The organism is Marilutibacter maris (assembly GCF_006546735.2).
In the GTDB taxonomy this organism is placed as follows: Bacteria; Pseudomonadota; Gammaproteobacteria; order Xanthomonadales; family Xanthomonadaceae; genus Marilutibacter; species Marilutibacter maris.
In genome coordinates this window covers 1-18,641 of record NZ_VICD02000180.1, presented here as the reverse complement: position 1 = coordinate 18,641, position 18,641 = coordinate 1, and the positions used below count along the sequence as shown (strand labels likewise).

General features: G+C 70.0%; 18 protein-coding genes. 10 read left to right on the top strand and 8 right to left on the bottom strand.

What is annotated here, in order from left to right:
* From FKV24_RS10905 to FKV24_RS10895, 3 genes are all read right to left on the bottom strand, one after another.
* Positions 1–754 (bottom strand): TolC family protein (locus FKV24_RS10905; RefSeq protein WP_170288280.1); only part of this gene is annotated, 754 nt, incomplete at its 3' end.
* Between the two features lie 3 nt (positions 755–757).
* Positions 758–1,216: a MarR family winged helix-turn-helix transcriptional regulator gene (locus FKV24_RS10900; protein ID WP_223250107.1), complete on the bottom strand. Its 459-nt coding sequence runs from the start codon at positions 1,214–1,216 to the stop codon at positions 758–760.
* Positions 1,217–1,364: 148 nt separating this feature from the next.
* Positions 1,365–2,156, bottom strand: coding sequence for a cytochrome C assembly family protein (locus FKV24_RS10895; RefSeq protein ID WP_141482403.1), 792 nt, complete (start codon positions 2,154–2,156; stop codon positions 1,365–1,367).
* Positions 2,157–2,306: 150 nt separating this feature from the next.
* Between FKV24_RS10895 and ffh the strand changes: the two genes are divergently transcribed.
* The 8 genes from ffh (at position 2,307) to FKV24_RS10855 (ending at position 11,006) form a co-directional block, all read left to right on the top strand.
* Positions 2,307–3,674, top strand: a complete 1,368-nt coding sequence (gene ffh, locus FKV24_RS10890; protein WP_141482402.1) for a signal recognition particle protein — start codon at positions 2,307–2,309, stop codon at positions 3,672–3,674.
* A 240-nt stretch (positions 3,675–3,914) separates the two neighbouring features.
* Positions 3,915–4,391 (top strand): hypothetical protein, encoded by a 477-nt coding sequence (locus FKV24_RS10885; protein ID WP_141482401.1) that lies wholly within the window; start codon positions 3,915–3,917, stop codon positions 4,389–4,391.
* Between the two features lie 394 nt (positions 4,392–4,785).
* Positions 4,786–8,070: a S8 family serine peptidase gene (locus tag FKV24_RS20050; RefSeq protein ID WP_170288279.1), complete on the top strand. Its 3,285-nt coding sequence runs from the start codon at positions 4,786–4,788 to the stop codon at positions 8,068–8,070.
* A gap of 201 nt (positions 8,071–8,271) precedes the next feature.
* The gene (gene rpsP, locus FKV24_RS10875) at positions 8,272–8,544 is read left to right on the top strand and encodes a 30S ribosomal protein S16 (RefSeq protein ID WP_111266833.1); all 273 of its coding nucleotides are present in this window, start codon (positions 8,272–8,274) and stop codon (positions 8,542–8,544) included.
* A 47-nt stretch (positions 8,545–8,591) separates the two neighbouring features.
* Positions 8,592–9,107 carry a ribosome maturation factor RimM gene (rimM, locus tag FKV24_RS10870; protein WP_141482399.1) on the top strand — a complete coding sequence of 172 codons (516 nt, stop codon included), beginning with the start codon at positions 8,592–8,594 and terminating at the stop codon, positions 9,105–9,107.
* 68 nt (positions 9,108–9,175) lie between these two features.
* Entirely contained in the window at positions 9,176–9,958 is a 783-nt protein-coding gene (trmD, locus tag FKV24_RS10865; protein ID WP_141482398.1) for a tRNA (guanosine(37)-N1)-methyltransferase TrmD, read from the top strand.
* A gap of 140 nt (positions 9,959–10,098) precedes the next feature.
* A complete protein-coding gene (rplS, locus tag FKV24_RS10860) occupies positions 10,099–10,473 on the top strand; it encodes a 50S ribosomal protein L19 (RefSeq protein ID WP_141482397.1) in 375 nt (124 codons plus the stop codon).
* 101 nt (positions 10,474–10,574) lie between these two features.
* Complete coding sequence (locus tag FKV24_RS10855; RefSeq protein WP_141482396.1) at positions 10,575–11,006, top strand: RNA-binding S4 domain-containing protein; 432 nt, start codon at positions 10,575–10,577, stop codon at positions 11,004–11,006.
* A 13-nt stretch (positions 11,007–11,019) separates the two neighbouring features.
* Here FKV24_RS10855 and FKV24_RS10850 read toward each other — a convergent pair whose 3' ends face one another.
* Together FKV24_RS10850 and FKV24_RS10845 are read right to left on the bottom strand one after the other, a co-directional pair.
* Complete coding sequence (locus FKV24_RS10850; protein ID WP_111266828.1) at positions 11,020–11,637, bottom strand: DUF937 domain-containing protein; 618 nt, start codon at positions 11,635–11,637, stop codon at positions 11,020–11,022.
* A 66-nt stretch (positions 11,638–11,703) separates the two neighbouring features.
* Positions 11,704–12,189 (bottom strand): Lrp/AsnC family transcriptional regulator, encoded by a 486-nt coding sequence (locus tag FKV24_RS10845; RefSeq protein ID WP_141482395.1) that lies wholly within the window; start codon positions 12,187–12,189, stop codon positions 11,704–11,706.
* 95 nt (positions 12,190–12,284) lie between these two features.
* Here FKV24_RS10845 and FKV24_RS10840 point away from each other — a divergent pair, with 95 nt between their 5' ends.
* The gene (locus FKV24_RS10840; RefSeq protein ID WP_141482394.1) at positions 12,285–13,478 is read left to right on the top strand and encodes a trans-sulfuration enzyme family protein; all 1,194 of its coding nucleotides are present in this window, start codon (positions 12,285–12,287) and stop codon (positions 13,476–13,478) included.
* Between the two features lie 69 nt (positions 13,479–13,547).
* On the opposite strand, the gene katG is transcribed toward FKV24_RS10840, so the two are convergent.
* Complete coding sequence (gene katG, locus FKV24_RS10835; protein ID WP_141482393.1) at positions 13,548–15,725, bottom strand: catalase/peroxidase HPI; 2,178 nt, start codon at positions 15,723–15,725, stop codon at positions 13,548–13,550.
* Positions 15,726–16,103: 378 nt separating this feature from the next.
* On the opposite strand from katG, the gene FKV24_RS10830 reads away from it, so the two are divergent.
* Positions 16,104–16,781 carry a hypothetical protein gene (locus FKV24_RS10830; RefSeq protein WP_141482392.1) on the top strand — a complete coding sequence of 226 codons (678 nt, stop codon included), beginning with the start codon at positions 16,104–16,106 and terminating at the stop codon, positions 16,779–16,781.
* Here FKV24_RS10830 and FKV24_RS10825 read toward each other — a convergent pair.
* A complete protein-coding gene (locus FKV24_RS10825; RefSeq protein WP_111266823.1) occupies positions 16,778–17,179 on the bottom strand; it encodes a VOC family protein in 402 nt (133 codons plus the stop codon). The two genes, FKV24_RS10830 and FKV24_RS10825, sit on opposite strands and share 4 nt — an antisense overlap.
* A 34-nt stretch (positions 17,180–17,213) precedes the next feature.
* Positions 17,214–18,641, bottom strand: a 1,428-nt coding sequence (gene mutS / locus FKV24_RS10820) for a DNA mismatch repair protein MutS (RefSeq protein WP_141482391.1), incomplete at its 5' end; no start/stop codon positions are given.

Here is an 18,641-nt window from a genome sequence, read left to right as displayed (position 1 = left end):
GTTCGTCGGCGGCGGCGACCGCACTCTCGGCGCGGCGCAGCTGCATGCGGTTGTCGAGTCCGGCGGCGACGCGCTGTTCGCCCAGTTCGAGCAGGCGCTCGGCGCGTTCGCGCTCGGCCTCGGCGACATCGAGGGCATCGAAGGCCTGGGCCAGCCCGACATAGGTGCGGGCGACGTTGGCCGACAACATCAATCGCGCCGCCTGCAGGTCGGCCTCGGCGGCGCGGACCTGGCCGATCGCGGCCTGCCACTGGGCGCGCTTGCCGCCCCAGAAGTCGAAGCTGTGGTTGAAGCTCAGATCGATCAGCTCGACCCCGCTGTACTCGCCGCCGAGCGGCTCGGGGGCGACGGTGGAAGGGATCCTCAGCCCGGAATACTGCGCGCCGGCGCCGACGGTGGGCCTGCGCTGGGCATCGGCCAGGCCGGCGCGGGCGCCGGCCTGGCGCAGCCGCGCATTGGCGGTGTCCAGGCCCGGGTTGCCGGCCAGGGCCTCGTCGATCAGCGCATCCAGCTGCGGATCGCCGAACGCGCTCCACCAGTGCAGCTCGGGAAATCCGGCGGCGGAGCCGGCGAATGCCTCGAACGTGCGGCCGCTGGCCAGCGCATCGGCTTCCAGCGCGGTGCCGGCCGGGGTCAGCCCGCCGGTACTTGCGCAGCCGGCGGCGACCAGCAGGGCGCCGAGCAGGGCGGCGGCGGACAGGGACTTGAGCGGGGGCGTCCGCAGCGGACGCCGGGGGGCGGGGGAGGGAGCCATCGATCAGTTGCCGGGAAAGGAAAGGTTGTCGCGGACCCGCGCCAGCAGCGACAGCAGCTGGTCGCGCTCGTCGTCGCTCATGCCGTCGAGCGCGCGTTCGCGCACCCGCCGGCCGCACTCGTTGATGTCCAGCCACATGCGCTGGCCGAGCCCGGTCAGTTGCACGGTCAGGGCGCGGCGGTCGTCGGGGTCGGTGACCCGTTCGACGAAGCCACGCGCCTGCAGCTTGTCGACCAGGCGGGTCATCGCGCCGGGGTTGAGCTCGGCGGCGCGGGCCAGCTCGGTCGCCCCCCGGGGCCCCTCGGAAAGCTTCTTGAGGGTGATGTACTGGCTGAAGGTCAGGTCGTGGCCGGCCTGGGCCAGTTCGTCGGCCATGCGGGCCCACATCGCATCGCGGACCTGGCGGAACAGCAGGCCGAGACTGGACCCGGTGCAAGCGAGCGAAGGCGGTTGTGCGTTCATGGGGCGCATAGTGATAGCCCGTGCAATATTTGTCAATGCAAATATTGCACAGGAAACAGAGCCCGTTCAGCCGGTTGCCGGCCGAAGGACACGATCGGGGAAGCGCGCGGTCGGAGGGGAGCGGGTCGCGGCGCGGCGTCGGCCGCGCTCAGGCGGCCCGGTTCAGGACCAGTTCCAGCACCGCTTTGCTGCCGAAGAAGGCCAGCACCAGCAGGGCCATCGCCACCAGGGTCCAGTGCACCGCCTTGGCGCCGCGCCAGCCGCGGCGCCAGCGCCCGACCAGCAGGCCGCCGAACACCAGCCAGGACAGCACGCTGAGCACGGTCTTGTGGACCAGGTGCTGGGCCAGCAGGTTCTCGACGAACAGCATCCCGGTCAGCAGGGTCGCGCTGAGCAGGACGAAGCCGACGGTGATGCTGCGGAACAACAGGGTCTCCAGTTCGACCAGCGGCGGCAGGGCGCGTAACCAGCCGTGGATGCGGTGACGGCGCAGCGCCCGCTCCTGCAGCCACAGCATCACCGCGAGCAGGGCCGCGATCGCCAGCGTGGCGTAGGCGAGCAGGGCCAGCCAGGCGTGCAGCTGCAGGCGCCAGTCCAGCGCCTCCGGCGTCCGCGGCGTGTGCAGGGCGAACGCCAGCAGGGTCGCGGCGGCGATCGGGAACACGACCACGCCCAGTGCCGCCATCCGGCCGCGTGCGCCGAACAGCGTGGTCAGCGCGGCCATTCCCAGTCCGACCAGGGACAGCGCGGCGAACAGGTGCAGGTCGGCGGCGCCGCTGTGCTGCCAGGCGATCAGGTGGCGTCCACCGTGCAGCAGGAACCCGCCCAACGCCAGCCACCACCATGGACGCAGGCCGGGCGCGCGGTCGCGGCCGAGGTCGGCCGCCAGCCAGATGGCAGCGGCGAGGTAGGCGGCGACGGCGATGAGAACGATTGTCATCGACGCAGTGTCGCACACGCGTGCGGCGTCAGTAAGCGTCCCGGGGTCGCATTCCCGGGCGCCGTTGCCGGCATGCGGGCGGTGGCCGCGTGGGCCGGCGTCGGCGGGAGGCTATAATCCGCGCCCATCTTCCGATTTGGCTGTTCCGCGATGTTCGAATCCCTGACCCAGCGCCTGTCCGGCACCATCGAGCGCCTGCGCGGCCGTGGCCGCCTGACCGAGGAGAACATCCGCGAGTCGTTGCGCGAGGTGCGCATCGCCCTGCTGGAGGCCGACGTCGCCCTGCCGGTGGTGCAGGCGCTGATCGAGCGCATCAAGGTGCGCGCGGTCGGTCAGGAGGTGCTCAAGTCGCTGACCCCGGGCCAGGCTCTGATCAAGGTCGTGCGCGACGAGATGACCACGGTGATGGGCTCGGCCGCGGCCGACCTGGACCTCAACACCTCGCCGCCGGCGGTGATCCTGATGGCCGGCCTGCAGGGCGCCGGCAAGACCACCACCGTCGGCAAGCTCGCCAAGCACCTGAAGGAGCGCCGCAAGAAGAAGGTGATGGTGGTGTCGGCCGACGTCTACCGGCCGGCCGCGATCGAGCAGCTCAAGACCCTGGCCGAACAGGTCGGCGTGCAGTTCTTCCCGTCCAGCGCCGAACAGAAGCCCGAGGCGATCGTGCGCGCGGCGATCGAGGACGCGAAGAAGTCCTACGTCGACGTGCTGCTGGTCGATACCGCCGGCCGCACCAGCATCGACGACGCGATGATGGCCGAGATCAAGGCCCTGCACGCCGCGGTCGATCCGGTCGAGACCCTGTTCGTGGTCGACTCGATGACCGGCCAGGACGCCGCGGTCACCGCCAAGCATTTCAGCGAGGCGCTGCCGCTGACCGGCGTGGTGCTGACCAAGACCGACGGCGACGCCCGCGGCGGCGCCGCGCTGAGCGTGCGCTACATCACCGGGCGGCCGATCAAGTTCATCGGCGTCGGCGAGAAGCCCGACGGCCTGGACGTGTTCCATCCCGACCGCATCGCCAGCCGCATCCTCGACATGGGCGACGTGCTGTCGCTGGTCGAGCAGGTCGAACAGCAGGTCGACCAGGACAAGGCGCGCAAGCTGGCCGAGAAGGTCGCCAAGGGCAAGCGCTTCGATCTCAACGACATGCGCGAGCAGCTCGAGCAGATGCAGAACATGGGCGGCCTGTCGGGACTGATGGACAAGCTGCCGGGCGTCGGCAAGATTCCCGACCACGTCAAGAACCAGGTCACCGGCAAGGAAGTGCCGCGGCTGATCGCGATCATCAATTCGATGACGCTGAAGGAGCGCCGCAACCCGGCCCTGCTCAACGGCTCGCGCCGCAAGCGCATCGCCGCCGGTGCCGGCGTCACCCCGGCCGAGGTCAACAAGCTGATGAAGCAGTATCAGCAGATGGAAAAGATGATGGGCAAGCTCGGCCGCGGCGGCATGAAGGGCATGATGCGCGGCATGCGCGGAATGATGGGCGGCCGCGGCGGCATGCCGTTCGGTTGAGGCGCTCCCGTTCGAGAGTGAGACGTCACGCTTAGGGATGCATAGGGTCTGCGCGAAAGGCGAAGCGGACCCGCCACGCCCGCGGAGCAGATACACGAAGCGCCAGGGCGGCCGGGCCGCGAGTTAGGGCCAGCGTGGTCTTGACCGGCTGGGCAAGGACGGTACTGCTACGAAAAGTCGAGGCATGCCCCGATCCGGACTCGGCTAGGATCCTGCATCGATTATCAGGGATGCATGCCAATGGAGTGCCGTTTTAACAGTGCGCGCTGCTGGTGGCTGGCAACAGCCTCGGCGGCGGTTGCCTACTCGCTTGCGGTGTGGCCAACCGCCGGAGAAATCGGTGGGCGCCCCTTCGCTTTGATACTGGGACTGCTGCCCGCGTATCTGGTTTTGTCCAACTATGCCGTGCTCCGTCTTGTGTCCTGGATCGACTCGCGGCGATCAAGTTTCGGCAAGCTTGCAGGGCTCATCGCATCGATGGCGCTTTTGCTGGCCGTCTCCTGGGCAGTGTTCGGACGGTATTTCCATCTCTCGACAGTGCAGGGATATATTTCCCAGGGCCATTTGGCGGCAGATTTCTTCATCAGAAGAGCACTGCAGGTCCAACAGTCGATCGTGATCCTGGCGGCCTTGCTGGGGGTCAGGAAGGGAGGGGCGGGGGACCTCGTTGCCGCTCTCCTGGTCGCGGGCGTCCTGGGGATATTCGTGTGGGGCTGATGATGCTGGGCTGGTCGAACTGCGGCGCGGTGTAGCGCCGTAGCCTCATGGCATGTGCCATGGCAGACCGCAGTGCCGGCGACTTAGCGCCGTTTTTCTGTTGATGAAGCGACGCTGGAAGCAGGTTCCATGCTTCGATCACGGCCGCTGGCACGCAGGTGACCTCAGGTAGTTATGTTTCCTTTCGGTAGCTGACCGACCGACGGTTGCCGGTGCTGTCCGGCAGAGGCTACATTCGGCATCGTTGCGCGTGCTTCGGCGCAATGCCCCGCGCCGGCCGGCAGACCGGCGCATGGGCGAACAGACAGGGGAGAAGCGGCAAGTTCGCAGTCCCGCAGGGCGCGCGGAGTTCCGCGCGCGTCCGACCGTCCGTTTGCCACTTGAGGGGATTTCCATGAAGTACTTCGATTCAGGATTCGGGGTCGTGCTCGGCACGGCGCTGGTCGTGGCGGTGTCTGGCGCTTCGGCGCAATCGATGCCGGGAGGCGCCGGAGGCGGGACCCCGCCGGGGCTGGCCGAACAGGAGCAGGGGCCGAAGGAGATCTACATCGTCGGCTATGCCGAGCCGGCCCTGGCGAGTTACCAGGGCGACCGGTCCGGGCTGGCCAAGCCGGCCCGCAAGGGCGGCCGGGTCGATGTCGCCAGCGCCGAGGCGCGTGCCTACGTGGCCGATCTCGGCCGTCGCCAGGTCGCCCACGAGGCGCGCGCGGCGCGCGTGCTGGGGCGCCCGCTCAAGGTCCGCCAGCGCATGCAGCATGCGCTCAATGCGGTGGTCACCGAGCTGAGCGACCGCGAGGCCGCGGCGCTGGCCAACATGAGCGATGTCGCCTTCGTCGAGCCCTACCGCGAGTACGAGATCGAGACCGATGCCGGCCCGCAGCGGATCGGCGCCGACACCGTCTGGAACCAGGGCAGCGGCCTGCCGCCGGGTCAGTTGATGGACGGTTCGCCGCTGTCGGCCGGTGCCCGCGGCGAGGGCATCGTGTTCGGCATCATCGATTCGGGCATCAATTTCGGCAGCCCGTCGTTCAGCGCGGTCGCCAGCGACGGCTACCAGCACGTCAATCCGCTGGGCTCGGGCAACTACCTGGGCACCTGCGCGCCGGGCGGTGTCGACGAGGGACGTTGCAATGACAAGCTGATCGGCGGCTACGACTTCGTCTGCGAGGCGCCGGGCAATCGCTGCGGCGTGGCCGGCATCCGCGAGGAGCCCGGTTTCGGCGACACCAGCGGCCATGGCTCGCACACCGCCTCGACCGCCGCCGGCAACCCGCGCACGGTCGAGTTCCGCGGCGCCCAGGTCCATATCTCCGGTGTCGCCCCGCGCGGCAACATCATTGCCTACGACGTCTGTTACACCAATATCAGCGACGGTCGCGGACTGTGTCCGAACGTGTCTTCGGCCGCGGCCGTCGACCAGGCGGTCGCCGACGGTGTCGACGTCATCAACTTCTCGATCGGCGGCGGCAGCAGCCCGTGGAGCGAGGCGGTGTCGCAGGCCTTCCTCGGCGCCTCCGATGCCGGCGTGTTCGTCTCCGCGTCGGCCGGCAACTCCGGTCCCGGTCCGGCCACCCTCGGCCATCACGAGCCGTGGGTGACCACGGTTGCGGCGGCGACCCACGGCCGCCAGGGCTATGAGTTCCTGCTCAGCATGACCGGTCCCGGCACGCCGCCGGATCCGCTGCAGTCGGTGGTGCTGACCCCGGGCAGCAACGGCGTCGAGCACTCCGCGGCGATCGCCGGCACCACCGCGTTCGTGGTCGCGCCCGACTTCGACAGCGGCAGCGATGGCTGCGCGGCCTATCCGGGCGGCACCTTCCAGGGCGCGATCGCTTTCGTCCGTCGCGGCGGCTGTTCGTTCTCGATCAAGACCAACAATGCGACCGCGGCCGGCGCGATCGCGGTAGTGATCGCCAACAATGCCGCCGGTGGGCTGATCCCGTCGGTGCCCGGGACCACGATCCCGGCATTCGCGATCACCCAGTCCGACGGCGATGCGGTGCGCGATTTCGCCACCGGCGTGTCGGCGACCGCGGCGATCGGCTATCCGGCGGTGCAGGTGGCCAATACCCCCGACGTACTCGGCGACTTCAGTTCGCGCGGGCCGGCCAACTACGAGCTGGTCAAGCCCGACGTCACCGCGCCGGGCGTGGCGGTGCTGGCGGTCGACGCCGGCGACACCATCGAGGGCTTCGAGGAACTGGTGGGTCTGAAGAACGGCACCTCGATGGCGGCGCCGCACGTGGCCGGCGCGGCCGGCCTGCTCAAGCAGTTGCACCCGACCTGGACCCCGGCCCAGGTCAAGTCGGCGCTGATGATGACCGCCGACACCGGCGTATTGATCGAGGATGGCGTGACTCCGGCCGATCCGTTCGCGATGGGCAGCGGCCGCGTCGACGTGCCGGCCGCGGCGCGCGCGGCCCTAGTGATGGACGAAAGCACCGCCAACTACCAGGCCGCCAACCCGGCCGAGGGCGGCGACACCAGCAGCCTGAACCTGGCGAGCATGGCCGAGGGCCGTTGCATCGACACCTGCGTGTTCACCCGCACCCTGCGCAGCGTGCGGCGTCCGAACGTGAAGTGGAACGCGCGACTGGAAGGGCTGCCGGGCGCGGTCTCGCCGGCCAGCTTCAAGGTCAGGGGCGGCGGCGAGGTGACCCTGACGGTGAGCGTCGACGCCGCCAGCCTGCCGGCCGACGGCGGCTGGCGCTTCGGCACGGTGGTGCTGGAACCGAACACGTCCTCGCCGCACGTCGCCCCGCTGCATCTGCCGGTCGCGGTTTCGGTGCCGGCGCCGCAGGCGTCGCTGGATCCGTCCGACGCCATCGAGGTCAGCCTGCCGGCCGGCGGCAGCGGCCAGGCCTCGGTCGACATCGCCAACGTCGGTGGCGGCGTGCTGGACTGGAACTACCAGGCCAGCGGCTCGATCAGCGCGGTGGTGTTCGCGTCCAGCAACGGTTCGATCGGCTCGGGCACCCGCAGCGCCTACTTCACCGATCTGGGCACCGGCACCTACACCGCCGACGACTTCGTGATGAACGAAACCGGCACGATCGACTTCCTGGCCGCGCGCGGCTTCGTGGTCGGCGCCAGCGACGCCGATCCGATGAGCATCGCCAGCAGCGTGACCTGGGCGATCTACGCCGACGACGGCGGCAAGCCGGCCGGCTACCCGAACCTGGCGCCGGATACCGCGCTGTGGAGCTACACGGCGACGCCGGGCACCCCGGGGCTGGGCTTCAGCGACCGCTGGGTGCAGTTCGATCCGACCCTGGCGGGCGAGAACGTGGTGCTGCCGCCGGGCACCTACTGGTTGCACGTGCGCTTCGACATCCCGTTCGCCAATCGCTGGGCGTGGTACCAGTCGGCCCAGGGCGTCGGCAGCCAGGCCCAGGTGGTGATCTCGCCGGAGCTGGGCGGAGTCTGGAGGGCAACTTCGCCGAGCAACCCGGGCATGGCCTTCGAGGTCAACGCCGCCAGCAACTGCGGCGCGGCGTGGATGAGTTCGGCGGCGCCGTCGGCCGGGCAGGTCGATGCCGGTCAGCAGCAGTCGGTCGCGCTCAACCTGAACGCGGCCGGGCTGGCACCGGGGCAGTACGATGCCCGCGCCTGTTTCGCCAGCAACGACCCGGGCATGCCGGTGTCGAGCGTGCCGGTGAGGCTGACGGTCACGCCCTGAGCGTGCGCTCGGCCAGGGGGCCCGCTGCGGCGGGTGCCCGACCGGGCGGCCGGGCCCTGCGAGGGGCCCGGTTCCGGGGCGAGCGGGCAGGGGGGCAGATCGGGGCGGGCCCTGCCCGGACTTCCACCGATGCCGCCAAGCGGCTACAATTGCCGGCTTACCCCGCCATTCCGGCGGCTGGGCAACACAGGAAAGCAAGCAATGGTCAAGATCCGTCTGGCACGTGGTGGCGCCAAGAAGCGTCCCTTCTACCACATCATCGTCACCGACAGCCGCAACGCCCGCGACGGCCGCAACATCGAGCGCGTGGGTTACTACAACCCGGTCGCGACCGGCGGCGAGAAGCGCGTCGAGCTCAACACCGAGCGCGTCAAGCACTGGGTCGACAACGGCGCGCAGCTGACCGACAAGGTCGCCGTGCTGTACAAGGACGCGGTGAAGTCGGCCGACGCGCCGGCAGCGGCTTCGGCCTGATCGTCTGCGGTCGCGTCGACGCGCGGCCAGCGGCCGAAACGCCACAGATGAGCGAGCAAGGGCGCCGCATCCTGTTGGGCAGGGTGCTTGGCGCCTTTGGTCTGCGTGGCGAACTGAAATTCGAATCCTGGACCGAGCCGCGCGCGGCGATCTTCCGCTACCAGCCGTGGATCCTGGTCGATCCCGCCGGCGGCGAGCGCGAGCTGCGCGGGGCGAAGGGACGTGAAAGCGGCAAGTACCTGATCGGTCACCTGCCCGAGGTTACCGACCGCGACGCCGCCGAGGCGCTGCGCGGCACCGAGATCCACGTGCCGCGCGAGGTGCTGCCGCCGCCCGCGCCCGGCGAGTACTACTGGGTCGACCTGGAAGGCCTGCGCGTGGTCACCACCGACGGGGTGGCGCTGGGCACGGTCTCGCACCTGTTCTCGACCGGCGCCAACGACGTGCTGGTCGCCCGCGACGACGAGCGCGAGCGGATGATTCCCTTCGTGCAGCCGCAGTACGTGACCGCCGTCGACTTTGACAATGGCGTGGTCACGGTCGACTGGGACCCGGATTTCTAGTCCGCCGGCCGCGGCCGCCAAGGCCGTATCCTGCCGGTCTCGATCCGGCCCCGCTTCCTGGACCCTCCATGCGCATCGACGTCGTCAGCCTGTTTCCGGAATTCATCGACCAGTGCGCCGCCTTCGGCGTCACCGGCCGGGCCGGCGAGCGTGGGCTGCTGTCGCTGCACGGCTGGAACCCGCGCGACTACGCCGAGGGCAACTACCGGCGGGTCGACGACCGCCCGTTCGGCGGCGGTCCGGGCATGGTGATGCTGATCGACCCGTTGCGGGCGGCGATCCGTGCCGCGCGCGCCGCCGCGCCGACGCCGGCGCGGGTGATCTACATGAGCCCGCAGGGCGCGCCGCTGACCCAGGCGAAGGTCCGCGAGCTGGCGGCGATGGATCGGCTGATCCTGCTGTGCGGCCGCTACGAGGGCGTCGACGAGCGCCTGATCCGGGCCGAGGTCGACGAGGAACTGTCGATCGGCGACTACGTGCTGTCCGGCGGCGAGCTGGCCGCGGCGGTGGTGGTCGACGCGGTCGCGCGGCTGCAGGACGGCGCGCTCAACGATGCCGAATCCGCGGCCCAGGACAGCTTCGAGGCCGACGGCCTGCTGGATTGCCCGCATTACACCCGTCCGGTCGAGCACGAGCTGGGCGGGGTGCCGGAGGTGCTGATGTCCGGCAATCACGCCCATATCGCGCGTTGGCGGCGGATGCAGTCGCTGGGCCGGACCTGGCTGCGACGTCCTGACCTGATCGACGAGGCGGCGCTGTCGCCGGCCGATCGCCGGCTGCTGGATGAATGGCGGGCCAGCGACGAGGGCGCGCAGCCCTTGCCGCCGACGGATCCCGGCAGCGACCGCTAGCATCTGCGGCGGAAAGGCCGCTATAATGCGCGGCTTAGCTCCACCCATGCCATGACGCGGGTCCACGTGCACTCGCGCAACAACGTGCCTTCCGGCCCGACCGGACGGCCTAGAAAAGCGACATCAACCAGGCTACGACCATGACCCTCAATACGCTCCTGCAGGAATTCGAAGCCGAACAGGTCCAGCGCAAGCTGCCCCAGTTCAGCCCCGGCGACACCGTCGTCGTCAACGTCAAGGTGAAGGAAGGCAACCGCGAGCGCGTCCAGGCCTACGAAGGCGTGGTCATCGCGATCAAGAACGCCGGCCTGAACTCCTCGTTCACCGTCCGCAAGATCTCGCACGGTTACGGCGTCGAGCGCGTGTTCCAGAGCCACAGTGCGATCATCGATTCGGTCCAGGTCAAGCGCCGCGGCAAGGTCCGCGCCGGCAAGCTGTACTACCTGCGCGGCCTGGAAGGCAAGAAGGCCCGCATCAAGGAAGATCTGTCGGCCTACGCCAAGTCCGCCGACTGATCCGCCGCATCCTCCGGGATGCTCCGCGACGGCCGCCTCCGGGCGGCCGTTTGCGTTTCCGACGCCCCGCCCGCATGCGCGCCGCGCGCTAGACTGACGCCATGACCCGCAACGCCCGTTCCAATCCGGCCCAGGCCGTCGAGGCCGTTGCCGGCGTGCGCCTGGACCTGTGGTTGTGGGCCGCGCGCTTCTTCAAGACCCGCAGTCTGGCCAAACACGCCATCGAGCACGGTCGGATCGAGGTCGGCGGCCAGCGCGCCAAGGCCTCGCGCACCTTGCGCGAGGGCGACCGGCTGAAGATCGAGCGCGGCGAGGAGGCGTTCGTGGTCGAGGTGCTGGCGCTCAGCGACCAGCGCGGGCCGGCCACGGTCGCACGCACCCTGTATCGGGAGGACGCGGCCTCGCGCGAGGCGCGCGAACGGCAGCGCGCCCTGCGCGCCGCCGCGCGTACCGGTTACCGGCCGCCGTCCAGCAAGCCCGACAAGCGGGCTCGCCGGTTGATCCGCGCCCTGGGCGATATCGACGCGACCTAGGCGCGGCCGCGGCTCAGCGGCCGCCGCCCAGCAGCGAGCCGCCCAGGCGCATCAGGTCGCCCATGTCCAGGTCGCCGTCGCCGTCCTGGTCGAGCACCGCGCCGAGCAGGCCGCCCTGCATGCCGCCGGCCTGGCGCATGTCGCGGCCTTCCTGGCCGAGCACGTCGCCCAGCGACTGCGGGGTCAGCGCACGGGTGCCGGCCGGAGCCGGTTCGGACGAGAACACCCGCCGCGCCAGATAGGCCATCACGATCGGCGCCAGCATCTTCAGCAGGGCGCCGGCGCGGTCGTTGTCCAGCCCGGTCGCCGCGCCCAGGCCGTTGGTGGCGTTGCGTTGCTGGCCGCCAAGCAGGTGGTCGAGGATGCCGCCGCCCTGGCCGCCGCCGCCGAGGACCGCGCCGAGCACGCCGGCCAGGTCGTTGCCGGAATGGTCGCGTTGCAGCGCCCCAAGCAGGGCTTGCGCGCCCTGAGGCTGGCTGGCGTTGCGTCCCATCGCGCCGACCAGCAGGGGCAGGGCGGCGGAAATCGCCGATTCGGTCTGCGCCGCCGGGATGCCCAGCGACTGCGCCATTTCGGCGGCGGGACGGCCCTGCAACTGGGCGAACAGGTCCTGGACGAGAGGTGTGGTCATGACGGGTCCCGCGATCTGTGGAAACGGCCATCCTAGCCGAGAGATGTTTGCAGACGGTGGAGGGGCTCAGCCGGGCGACTGCAGATCGGGCGACTGCAGGTAGACGGGCAATTCGGTGTTGCGGTGGAAGTCGAAGATCAGGTGGGTCTGGATATGCGCGACCTCCTCGCGCTCGGTGAACGCGGTCAGCGCGAACTCGCGCAGGTGCGCGCTGTCGCGCACGCCGACATGGACGAGGAAGTCGTCGGCGCCGGCCAGGTGGTAGAACGCCAGCACTTCGCGCAGCCCCTGCAGGTGGTCCAGGAAGCCGTCGACCATCGGCCGCGAATGGCGCGCCAGCCGCACCGCGACCATCGCCTGCAGACCGATCCCGATCGCCGCCGGGGCGACCTCGGCGTGGTAGCCCTGGATCGTGCGCGACTCGTGCAGGCGACGGATCCGCTCCAGCGCGGTCGAGGGGGCGACCCCGGTCTTTTCGGCCAGGGTCTTGTTCGGCAGCCGCGCATTCTTCCGCAACAGCCGCAGCAGGGCGACGTCGATTCGGTCAAGCATCGGAATTGCGCCTTTATATGAAATATCCTTCGGATCATAAATCAGGGATCGCATGATCTTCTAGCATCGGCGAATATTCCGATCAGGAGCCTGCGGTGACCCGACTCGAAACCCGTCTTGTCCATGCCGGCCGCGATGGCCTGCGCGAGGCCTGTGTGCACGCGCCGCCGATCGATCTGTCGACCACCTATCCGGTCGCCGATCTCGAGGCCGGCACCGCCAGCTTCGATGCCCTGGTCGCCGGCGAGGCCAGTGCGGCCAATCCGATCTATGCGCGCCTGCACAATCCGACCGTGGCGCGGACCGAGAGCGCGCTGGCGCGCCTGGAAGGCAGCGAGGCCTGCGTGGCCTTCGGTTCCGGCATGGCGGCGCTGACCGCGGTGCTGATGGCGCGACGCGCGCATGGCGGCCATGTGCTGGTGGTACGGCCGCTGTACGGGACCTCCGACCACCTGCTGGCCAGCGGCCTGTGCGGGCTGGAGGCCGAGTTCGTCACCGCCGACCGCATCGCCGCCTCGATCCGTCCCGATACCGCCCTGGTCATCGTCGAGACCCCGGCCAACCCGACCGTCGACCTGGTCGACATCCGCGCCGTGGTGGCCGCCGCCGGCAGCGTGCCGGTACTGGTCGATTCGACCTTCGCCACTCCGGTGCTGCAGAACCCGCTGGCGCTGGGCGCACGCTACGTGTTGCACAGCGCGACCAAGTTCCTCGGCGGCCACGGCGACGTGATCGCCGGCGTGGTCTGCTGCGAGGACGCACTGGCGCAACCGCTGCGCACGGTGCGCGCGGCGACCGGCGGGCTGCTGCATCCGCTGGCCGCCTACCTGCTGCACCGTGGCCTGCCGACGTTGTCGCTGCGGGTCGAGCGCGCGCAGGCCAACGCGCAGACGCTCGCCGAGCGGCTGGCCGCGCATCCGCGGGTCGCGCGGGTGTTCCATCCGGGGCTGGGCACGGTCCGCAACGCGCACCTGGTCGGCAGCCAGATGGCCGGGCCGGGATCGCTGATGGCCTTCGAACTGGCCGGCGGCCATGACGCCGCGGCGGCGGTGATGCGCGCGGTGCGGTTGATGACACCGGCGGTCAGCCTGGGCTCGGTCGACACCCTGATCCAGCATCCCTCGGGGCTGACCCACCGCGTCGTCGGTGCGGCCGACAAGGCCGCCAATGGCATCACCGATGGCCTGCTGCGGCTGTCGGTCGGCATCGAACACGTCGACGACCTGTGGAGCGATCTGGCGCAGGCGCTGGACGCCGCGGCGACGGTGCCGGCCGCGCAGGCGGCCTGAACCCCGCCGCCACGAACGAAGAAGCCCGGCTTGCGCCGGGCTTCTTCATTGGGGCCGGGAGCCGTTCGCTCAGGCCAGGTCGAAGCGGTCCAGGTTCATCACCTTGTTCCAGGCGGCGACGAAGTCCTTGACGAACTTGTCCTGACCGTCGGTGCTGGCGTAGACCTCGGCCAGTGCGCGCAGCACCGAGTTGGAGCCGAACACCAGGTCGACCCGGGTGCCGGTCCACTTCGCCTTGCCGCTGTTGCGGTCGCGACCCTCGAAGGTCTCGGCGGCCTTCGAGGTCGGCTTCCACTCGGTGCCCATGTCGAGCAGGTTGCGGAAGAAGTCGTTGCTCAGCACACCCGGACGCTCGGTGAACACGCCGTGGCCGGAACCGCCGTGGTTGCCGCCGAGCACGCGCAGGCCGCCGACCAGGGCGGTCATTTCCGGCGCGGTCAGGGTCAGCAACTGCGCGCGGTCGATCAGCAGATGCTCGGCCGGGATCGAGAACGCACCCTGGCTGTAGTTGCGGAAGCCGTCGGCGACCGGCTCCAGCGGCGCGAACGAGTCGACGTCGGTCTGCTCCTGGGAGGCGTCGGTACGCCCCGGCGAGAACGGCACCTGGATCGACACGCCGGCATCGGCCGCCGCCTTCTCGACCGCGGCGCAGCCGCCGAGCACGATCAGGTCGGCGAGCGAGACCCGCTTGCCGTCGGACTGGGCGCCGTTGAAGTCGGACTGGATGCCCTCCAGCGTCTTGAGCACCTTCGCCAGTTGCGCGGGCTGGTTGGCGTCCCAGTCCTTCTGCGGGGCCAGGCGGATGCGCGCGCCATTGGCGCCGCCGCGCTTGTCGCCGCCGCGGAAGGTCGAGGCCGAGGCCCAGGCGGTGGCCACCAGTTCGGATACCGTCAGCCCGGAGGCCAGGAGCTTCTTCTTCAGCGCGGCGATGTCGCCGGCATCGATCGCCGGGTAGTCGGCGGCCGGCACCGGGTCCTGCCAGATCAGCGCCTCGTCCGGGACTTCCGGACCGAGGTAGCGCGCGCGCGGCCCCATGTCGCGGTGGGTGAGCTTGAACCAGGCGCGGGCGAAGGCGTCGGCGAACTGGTCAGGGTGCTCCAGGAAGCGGCGCGAGATCTTCTCGTAGGCCGGATCGAAGCGCAGCGACAGGTCGGTGGTCAGCATCGTCGGCAGGATCTTCTTCGACGCGTCGAACGCGTGCGGGATCGAGGCTTCCGCGTCCTTGGCGACCCACTGGTGGGCACCGGCCGGGCTCTTGGACAGCTCCCACTCATGGCCGAACAGGATCTCGAAGAAGCTGTTGCCCCATTGGGTCGGGGTCTTCGACCAGGTCACCTCCAGGCCGCTGGTGATCGCGTCGGCGCCCTTGCCGCTGCCGAAGCGGTTGTGCCAGCCCAGGCCCTGTTCCTCCAGGCCCGCGCCCTCGGGCTCGGTGCCGACATTGTCGGCCGGGCCGGCGCCGTGGGTCTTGCCGAAGCTGTGGCCGCCGGCGATCAGGGCCACGGTCTCCTCATCGTCCATCGCCATGCGGCCGAAGGTGTCGCGGATGTCCTTGGCCGCGGCGAGCGGGTCGGGGTTGCCGTTGGGGCCTTCGGGATTGACGTAGATCAGGCCCATCTGCACCGCCGCCAGCGGGTTCTCGAGATCGCGCTTGCCGCTGTAGCGCTCGTCGCCGAGCCAGGTGGTCTCGTTGCCCCAGTAGACGTCCTGGTCGGGCTCCCAGGTGTCCTCGCGGCCGCCGCCGAAGCCGAAGGTCTCAAAGCCCATCGTCTCCAGCGCGACGTTGCCGGCGAGGATCATCAGGTCGGCCCAGGAGATCTTCTGGCCGTACTTCTGCTTGATCGGCCACAGCAGCCGGCGCGCCTTGTCCAGGCTGACGTTGTCGGGCCAGCTGTTGAGCGGGGCGAAGCGCTGCTGGCCGCGGCCGCCGCCGCCACGACCGTCGCCGATGCGGTAGGTGCCGGCGCTGTGCCAGGCCATGCGGATCATCAGGCCACCGTAGTGGCCGAAGTCGGCCGGCCACCAGTCCTGCGAGTCGGTCATCAGGGCGGCCAGGTCCTGCTTCAGCGCCGCATAGTCGAGGCTGTTGAAGGCGCTGGCGTAGTCGAAGTCGCCGTCCAGCGGGTTGGAGCGGGACGAGTGCTGGTTGAGCAGGTCCAGGCGCAGCCGCTTGGGCCACCAGTCCTGGTTCTGGGTGCCGCCGCCGGCGGTGGCGTGGAAGGGGCATTTTGTTTCGTTGCTGGACATCGGCACTCTCCTTGGGCTGCTTGCGCTGGCTGGCTGTGGTGCGGTCCGGACCGGCCGCGGGGGAGCGCGGCGACGCAACGGCGTCGGTGGCGCCGGCACGGACCATTGACGGGGCCGGCCGCGTTCCGCCGTTGCCGATCGCGGGGCCACCGGATCACGGTACGCCCGTGCTATTGATTTCTGAAATCGAATGTTCTGTATGAATCAATAGGTTTTTGCTATTGATTGCAACAGTCGCCCCGACCGTGCGGGACCGGGCCATCGGGCGACCCATCATGCGCCGTGACCGATGACGAAATCGTGGGGGCGGACATCGGGGGCCGGCATCGGGGCGCTGCGGTTACCATTGAGGCTCCGTCCTCACCCGCCTGCCCGTCCATGAGTACGTCCCAAACGCTCGCCGCCGCGCCTTCCGATCTACTCGGCCAGTGCGCCGGGCACTTCCGCGATCGCGGCTTCAGCGTGCTGCGCGGGGTGCTGGCGCCGGCCGAGGCCGAGTTGTGCGCCAACTACGCGGTGATGCAGACCGGCGTGCCCGGCTACTACACCCGCGAGGACAGCCTCGGTTCGCAGGGACGCTACGCCGACACCCTCGGCGAGTGCCTGCTGCTGCGCCTGCTGCCGCTGATGGAGCGGGTCGCCGACGGCCCACTGCATCCGTGCTACTCGTATCTGCGCGTCTACATGCCCGGTGCCGAACTGCCGCGCCATCTCGACCGGCCGTCGTGCGAGATCAGCACCTCGTTGACCCTGGGCTTCGACGCCGCGTGTCCGTGGACGCTGGGGATCCAGTCCGAGGGCGAGGACCTCGAACTGCCGCTGGGGCCGGGCGACATGCTGGCCTATCGCGGCGCCGATCTGCCGCACTGGCGCGGGCGTTTCGACGGCCGCTACTGGGTGCAACTGTTCCTGCACTACGTGCGCGCCGACGGCCAGTTCGCCGAATACCGCTTCGACGGCCGCGAGCGGATCGGGCCGTTCGATCCCAGCCGCCAGACCCGCCGTTTCGACGCCGCCCACGCAACCGGTGCCGGTGCGACGGGCGAGGGCGCCTAGGCGCTGTCGCCGAGCTCGCCGTAGCGGCTGGCCAGCACCACCACGTAGCCGTCGGGATCGCGCAACCAGCACTCGCGGTGGTTCGCGCGCGGGTTCACCTGCGGCGGTTCGATGATCTCGGCCCGCAGCTGCCGCGCCCGGGCCACCGCGGCATCGAAGTCGTCGACCCGGAACCACAGCAGGGTGCCGTAGCCGTGCGCGGCGGCGTCGGGATCGCCGAGGTTGGCGTGGCCGTGTTCGCCCCAGGCGTGCAACTGCATGAAGAACTCGTCCTCGCCGTGGGCGAGCAGCTGTTCGTAGTGGTCGCCGCCGTGGCCGCTGCGGCAGTCCAGCAGGGTGCGGTACCAGGCGCTGCTGGCGGCGACATCGCGCACCGCGATCAGGGTCTGCATCTTCATGGCCGGCGTCCTTTGCTCTGCATCGTGAAGGGGACTACTCGCGCTGCAGCTGCTTGAGCCGGTACAGCGCTTCCAGCGCCTGCTTGGGCGTCAGTTCGTCCGGGTCAAGCCCGGCCAGTGCCTCCATCGCCGCCGACGGCGCCGAGAACAGACTGGCCTGGCGTGGCGCGTCGAGGGTGTCGGGCACCATCGGCGCCGGCGTCGGCGCGTCGTGGCCGCGCTGCTCCAGCTCGGCCAGGCGCGCCTTGGCCTGCTGCACGACCGCTCTCGGCAGTCCGGCCAGCGCCGCGACCTGCAGGCCGAAGCTGCGATTGGCCGGGCCGTCCTTGACCGCGTGCATGAACACCAGGCGGTCGCCATGGACCTTGTCGTGATGCTCGACCGCGTCCAGGTGCACGTTGGCGATGCCGTTGTCCTCGGCCAGCGCGGTCAGCTCGAAGTAGTGGGTCGCGAACAGGGTCCAGGCGCGGTTGTTCGCGGCCAGGTGGCGCGCGCAGGCCTCGGCCAGGGCGAGGCCGTCGTAGGTCGAGGTGCCGCGGCCGATCTCGTCCATCAGCACCAGCGAGCGATCGGTCGCGTGGTGGAGGATGTAGCTGGTCTCGCTCATCTCGACCATGAAGGTCGACTGGCCGCGGGCGAGGTCGTCGCCGGCGCCGATGCGGGTCAGGATGCGGTCGATCGGACCGATCTGCGCGCGCGCCGCCGGCACGAAGCTGCCGATGTGCGCGAGCAGCACGATCAGCGCGTTCTGCCGCATGTAGGTGCTCTTGCCGCCCATGTTGGGACCGGTGATCACCAGCATCCTGCGACCGTTGCCGTCGGCGCTGTCGTCGAGGATCAGGTCGTTGGGCTCGAACGGGTCCTCGCGCACCGCCTCGACCACCGGGTGGCGGCCGCGCTCGATGCACAGCTTCGGCTCGTCGGTCAGTTCCGGGCGCGACCAGTCCAGCGCCTGCGCGCGTTCGGCCAGTCCGGCCAGCACGTCCAGTTCCGACAGCGCGGCGGCGCAGGTCTTCAGCTGCGGCAGGCGCTCGTTGAGCGCGTCCAGCAATTGCTCGTAGAGCAGGCGTTCGCGGGCGAGGGCGCGTTCGCGCGCCGACAGCACCTTGTCCTCGAACGTCTTCAGCTCCTCGGTGATGTAGCGCTCGGCGTTGGTCAGGGTCTGGCGACGGGTGTATTGGGTCGGCGCCTTGCCGGCCTGCGCCTTGCTGATCTCCAGGTAGTAGCCGTGCACGCGGTTGTAGCCGACCTTCAGGGTCGGAATGCCGGTGGCCTCGCGCTCGCGGGTCTCCAGGTCGACCAGGAACTGGTCGGCGTTCTCCGACAGCCGCCGCAGCTCGTCCAGCTCGGCATCGTGGCCCTCGGCGAACACGCCGCCGTCGCGCGCCAGCACCGGCGGCTGCTCGACGATGGCCGAGGCCAGCAGCGCGGCATGGTCGTCGTGCTGGCCGAGCTCGTCGAC

Excerpts from the sequence above, each read along its gene's own strand:
- FKV24_RS10900 (WP_223250107.1), bottom strand. The coding sequence starts at position 1,216 with ATGAACGCACAACCGCCTTCGCTCGCTTGCACCGGGTCCAGTCTCGGC.
- FKV24_RS10895 (WP_141482403.1), bottom strand. The coding sequence starts at position 2,156 with ATGACAATCGTTCTCATCGCCGTCGCCGCCTACCTCGCCGCTGCCATC.
- ffh (WP_141482402.1), top strand. The coding sequence starts at position 2,307 with ATGTTCGAATCCCTGACCCAGCGCCTGTCCGGCACCATCGAGCGCCTG.
- FKV24_RS10885 (WP_141482401.1), top strand. The coding sequence starts at position 3,915 with ATGGAGTGCCGTTTTAACAGTGCGCGCTGCTGGTGGCTGGCAACAGCC.
- FKV24_RS20050 (WP_170288279.1), top strand. The coding sequence starts at position 4,786 with ATGAAGTACTTCGATTCAGGATTCGGGGTCGTGCTCGGCACGGCGCTG.
- rpsP (WP_111266833.1), top strand. The coding sequence starts at position 8,272 with ATGGTCAAGATCCGTCTGGCACGTGGTGGCGCCAAGAAGCGTCCCTTC.
- rimM (WP_141482399.1), top strand. The coding sequence starts at position 8,592 with ATGAGCGAGCAAGGGCGCCGCATCCTGTTGGGCAGGGTGCTTGGCGCC.
- trmD (WP_141482398.1), top strand. The coding sequence starts at position 9,176 with ATGCGCATCGACGTCGTCAGCCTGTTTCCGGAATTCATCGACCAGTGC.
- rplS (WP_141482397.1), top strand. The coding sequence starts at position 10,099 with ATGACCCTCAATACGCTCCTGCAGGAATTCGAAGCCGAACAGGTCCAG.
- FKV24_RS10855 (WP_141482396.1), top strand. The coding sequence starts at position 10,575 with ATGACCCGCAACGCCCGTTCCAATCCGGCCCAGGCCGTCGAGGCCGTT.
- FKV24_RS10850 (WP_111266828.1), bottom strand. The coding sequence starts at position 11,637 with ATGACCACACCTCTCGTCCAGGACCTGTTCGCCCAGTTGCAGGGCCGT.
- FKV24_RS10845 (WP_141482395.1), bottom strand. The coding sequence starts at position 12,189 with ATGCTTGACCGAATCGACGTCGCCCTGCTGCGGCTGTTGCGGAAGAAT.
- katG (WP_141482393.1), bottom strand. The coding sequence starts at position 15,725 with ATGTCCAGCAACGAAACAAAATGCCCCTTCCACGCCACCGCCGGCGGC.
- FKV24_RS10830 (WP_141482392.1), top strand. The coding sequence starts at position 16,104 with ATGAGTACGTCCCAAACGCTCGCCGCCGCGCCTTCCGATCTACTCGGC.
- FKV24_RS10825 (WP_111266823.1), bottom strand. The coding sequence starts at position 17,179 with ATGAAGATGCAGACCCTGATCGCGGTGCGCGATGTCGCCGCCAGCAGC.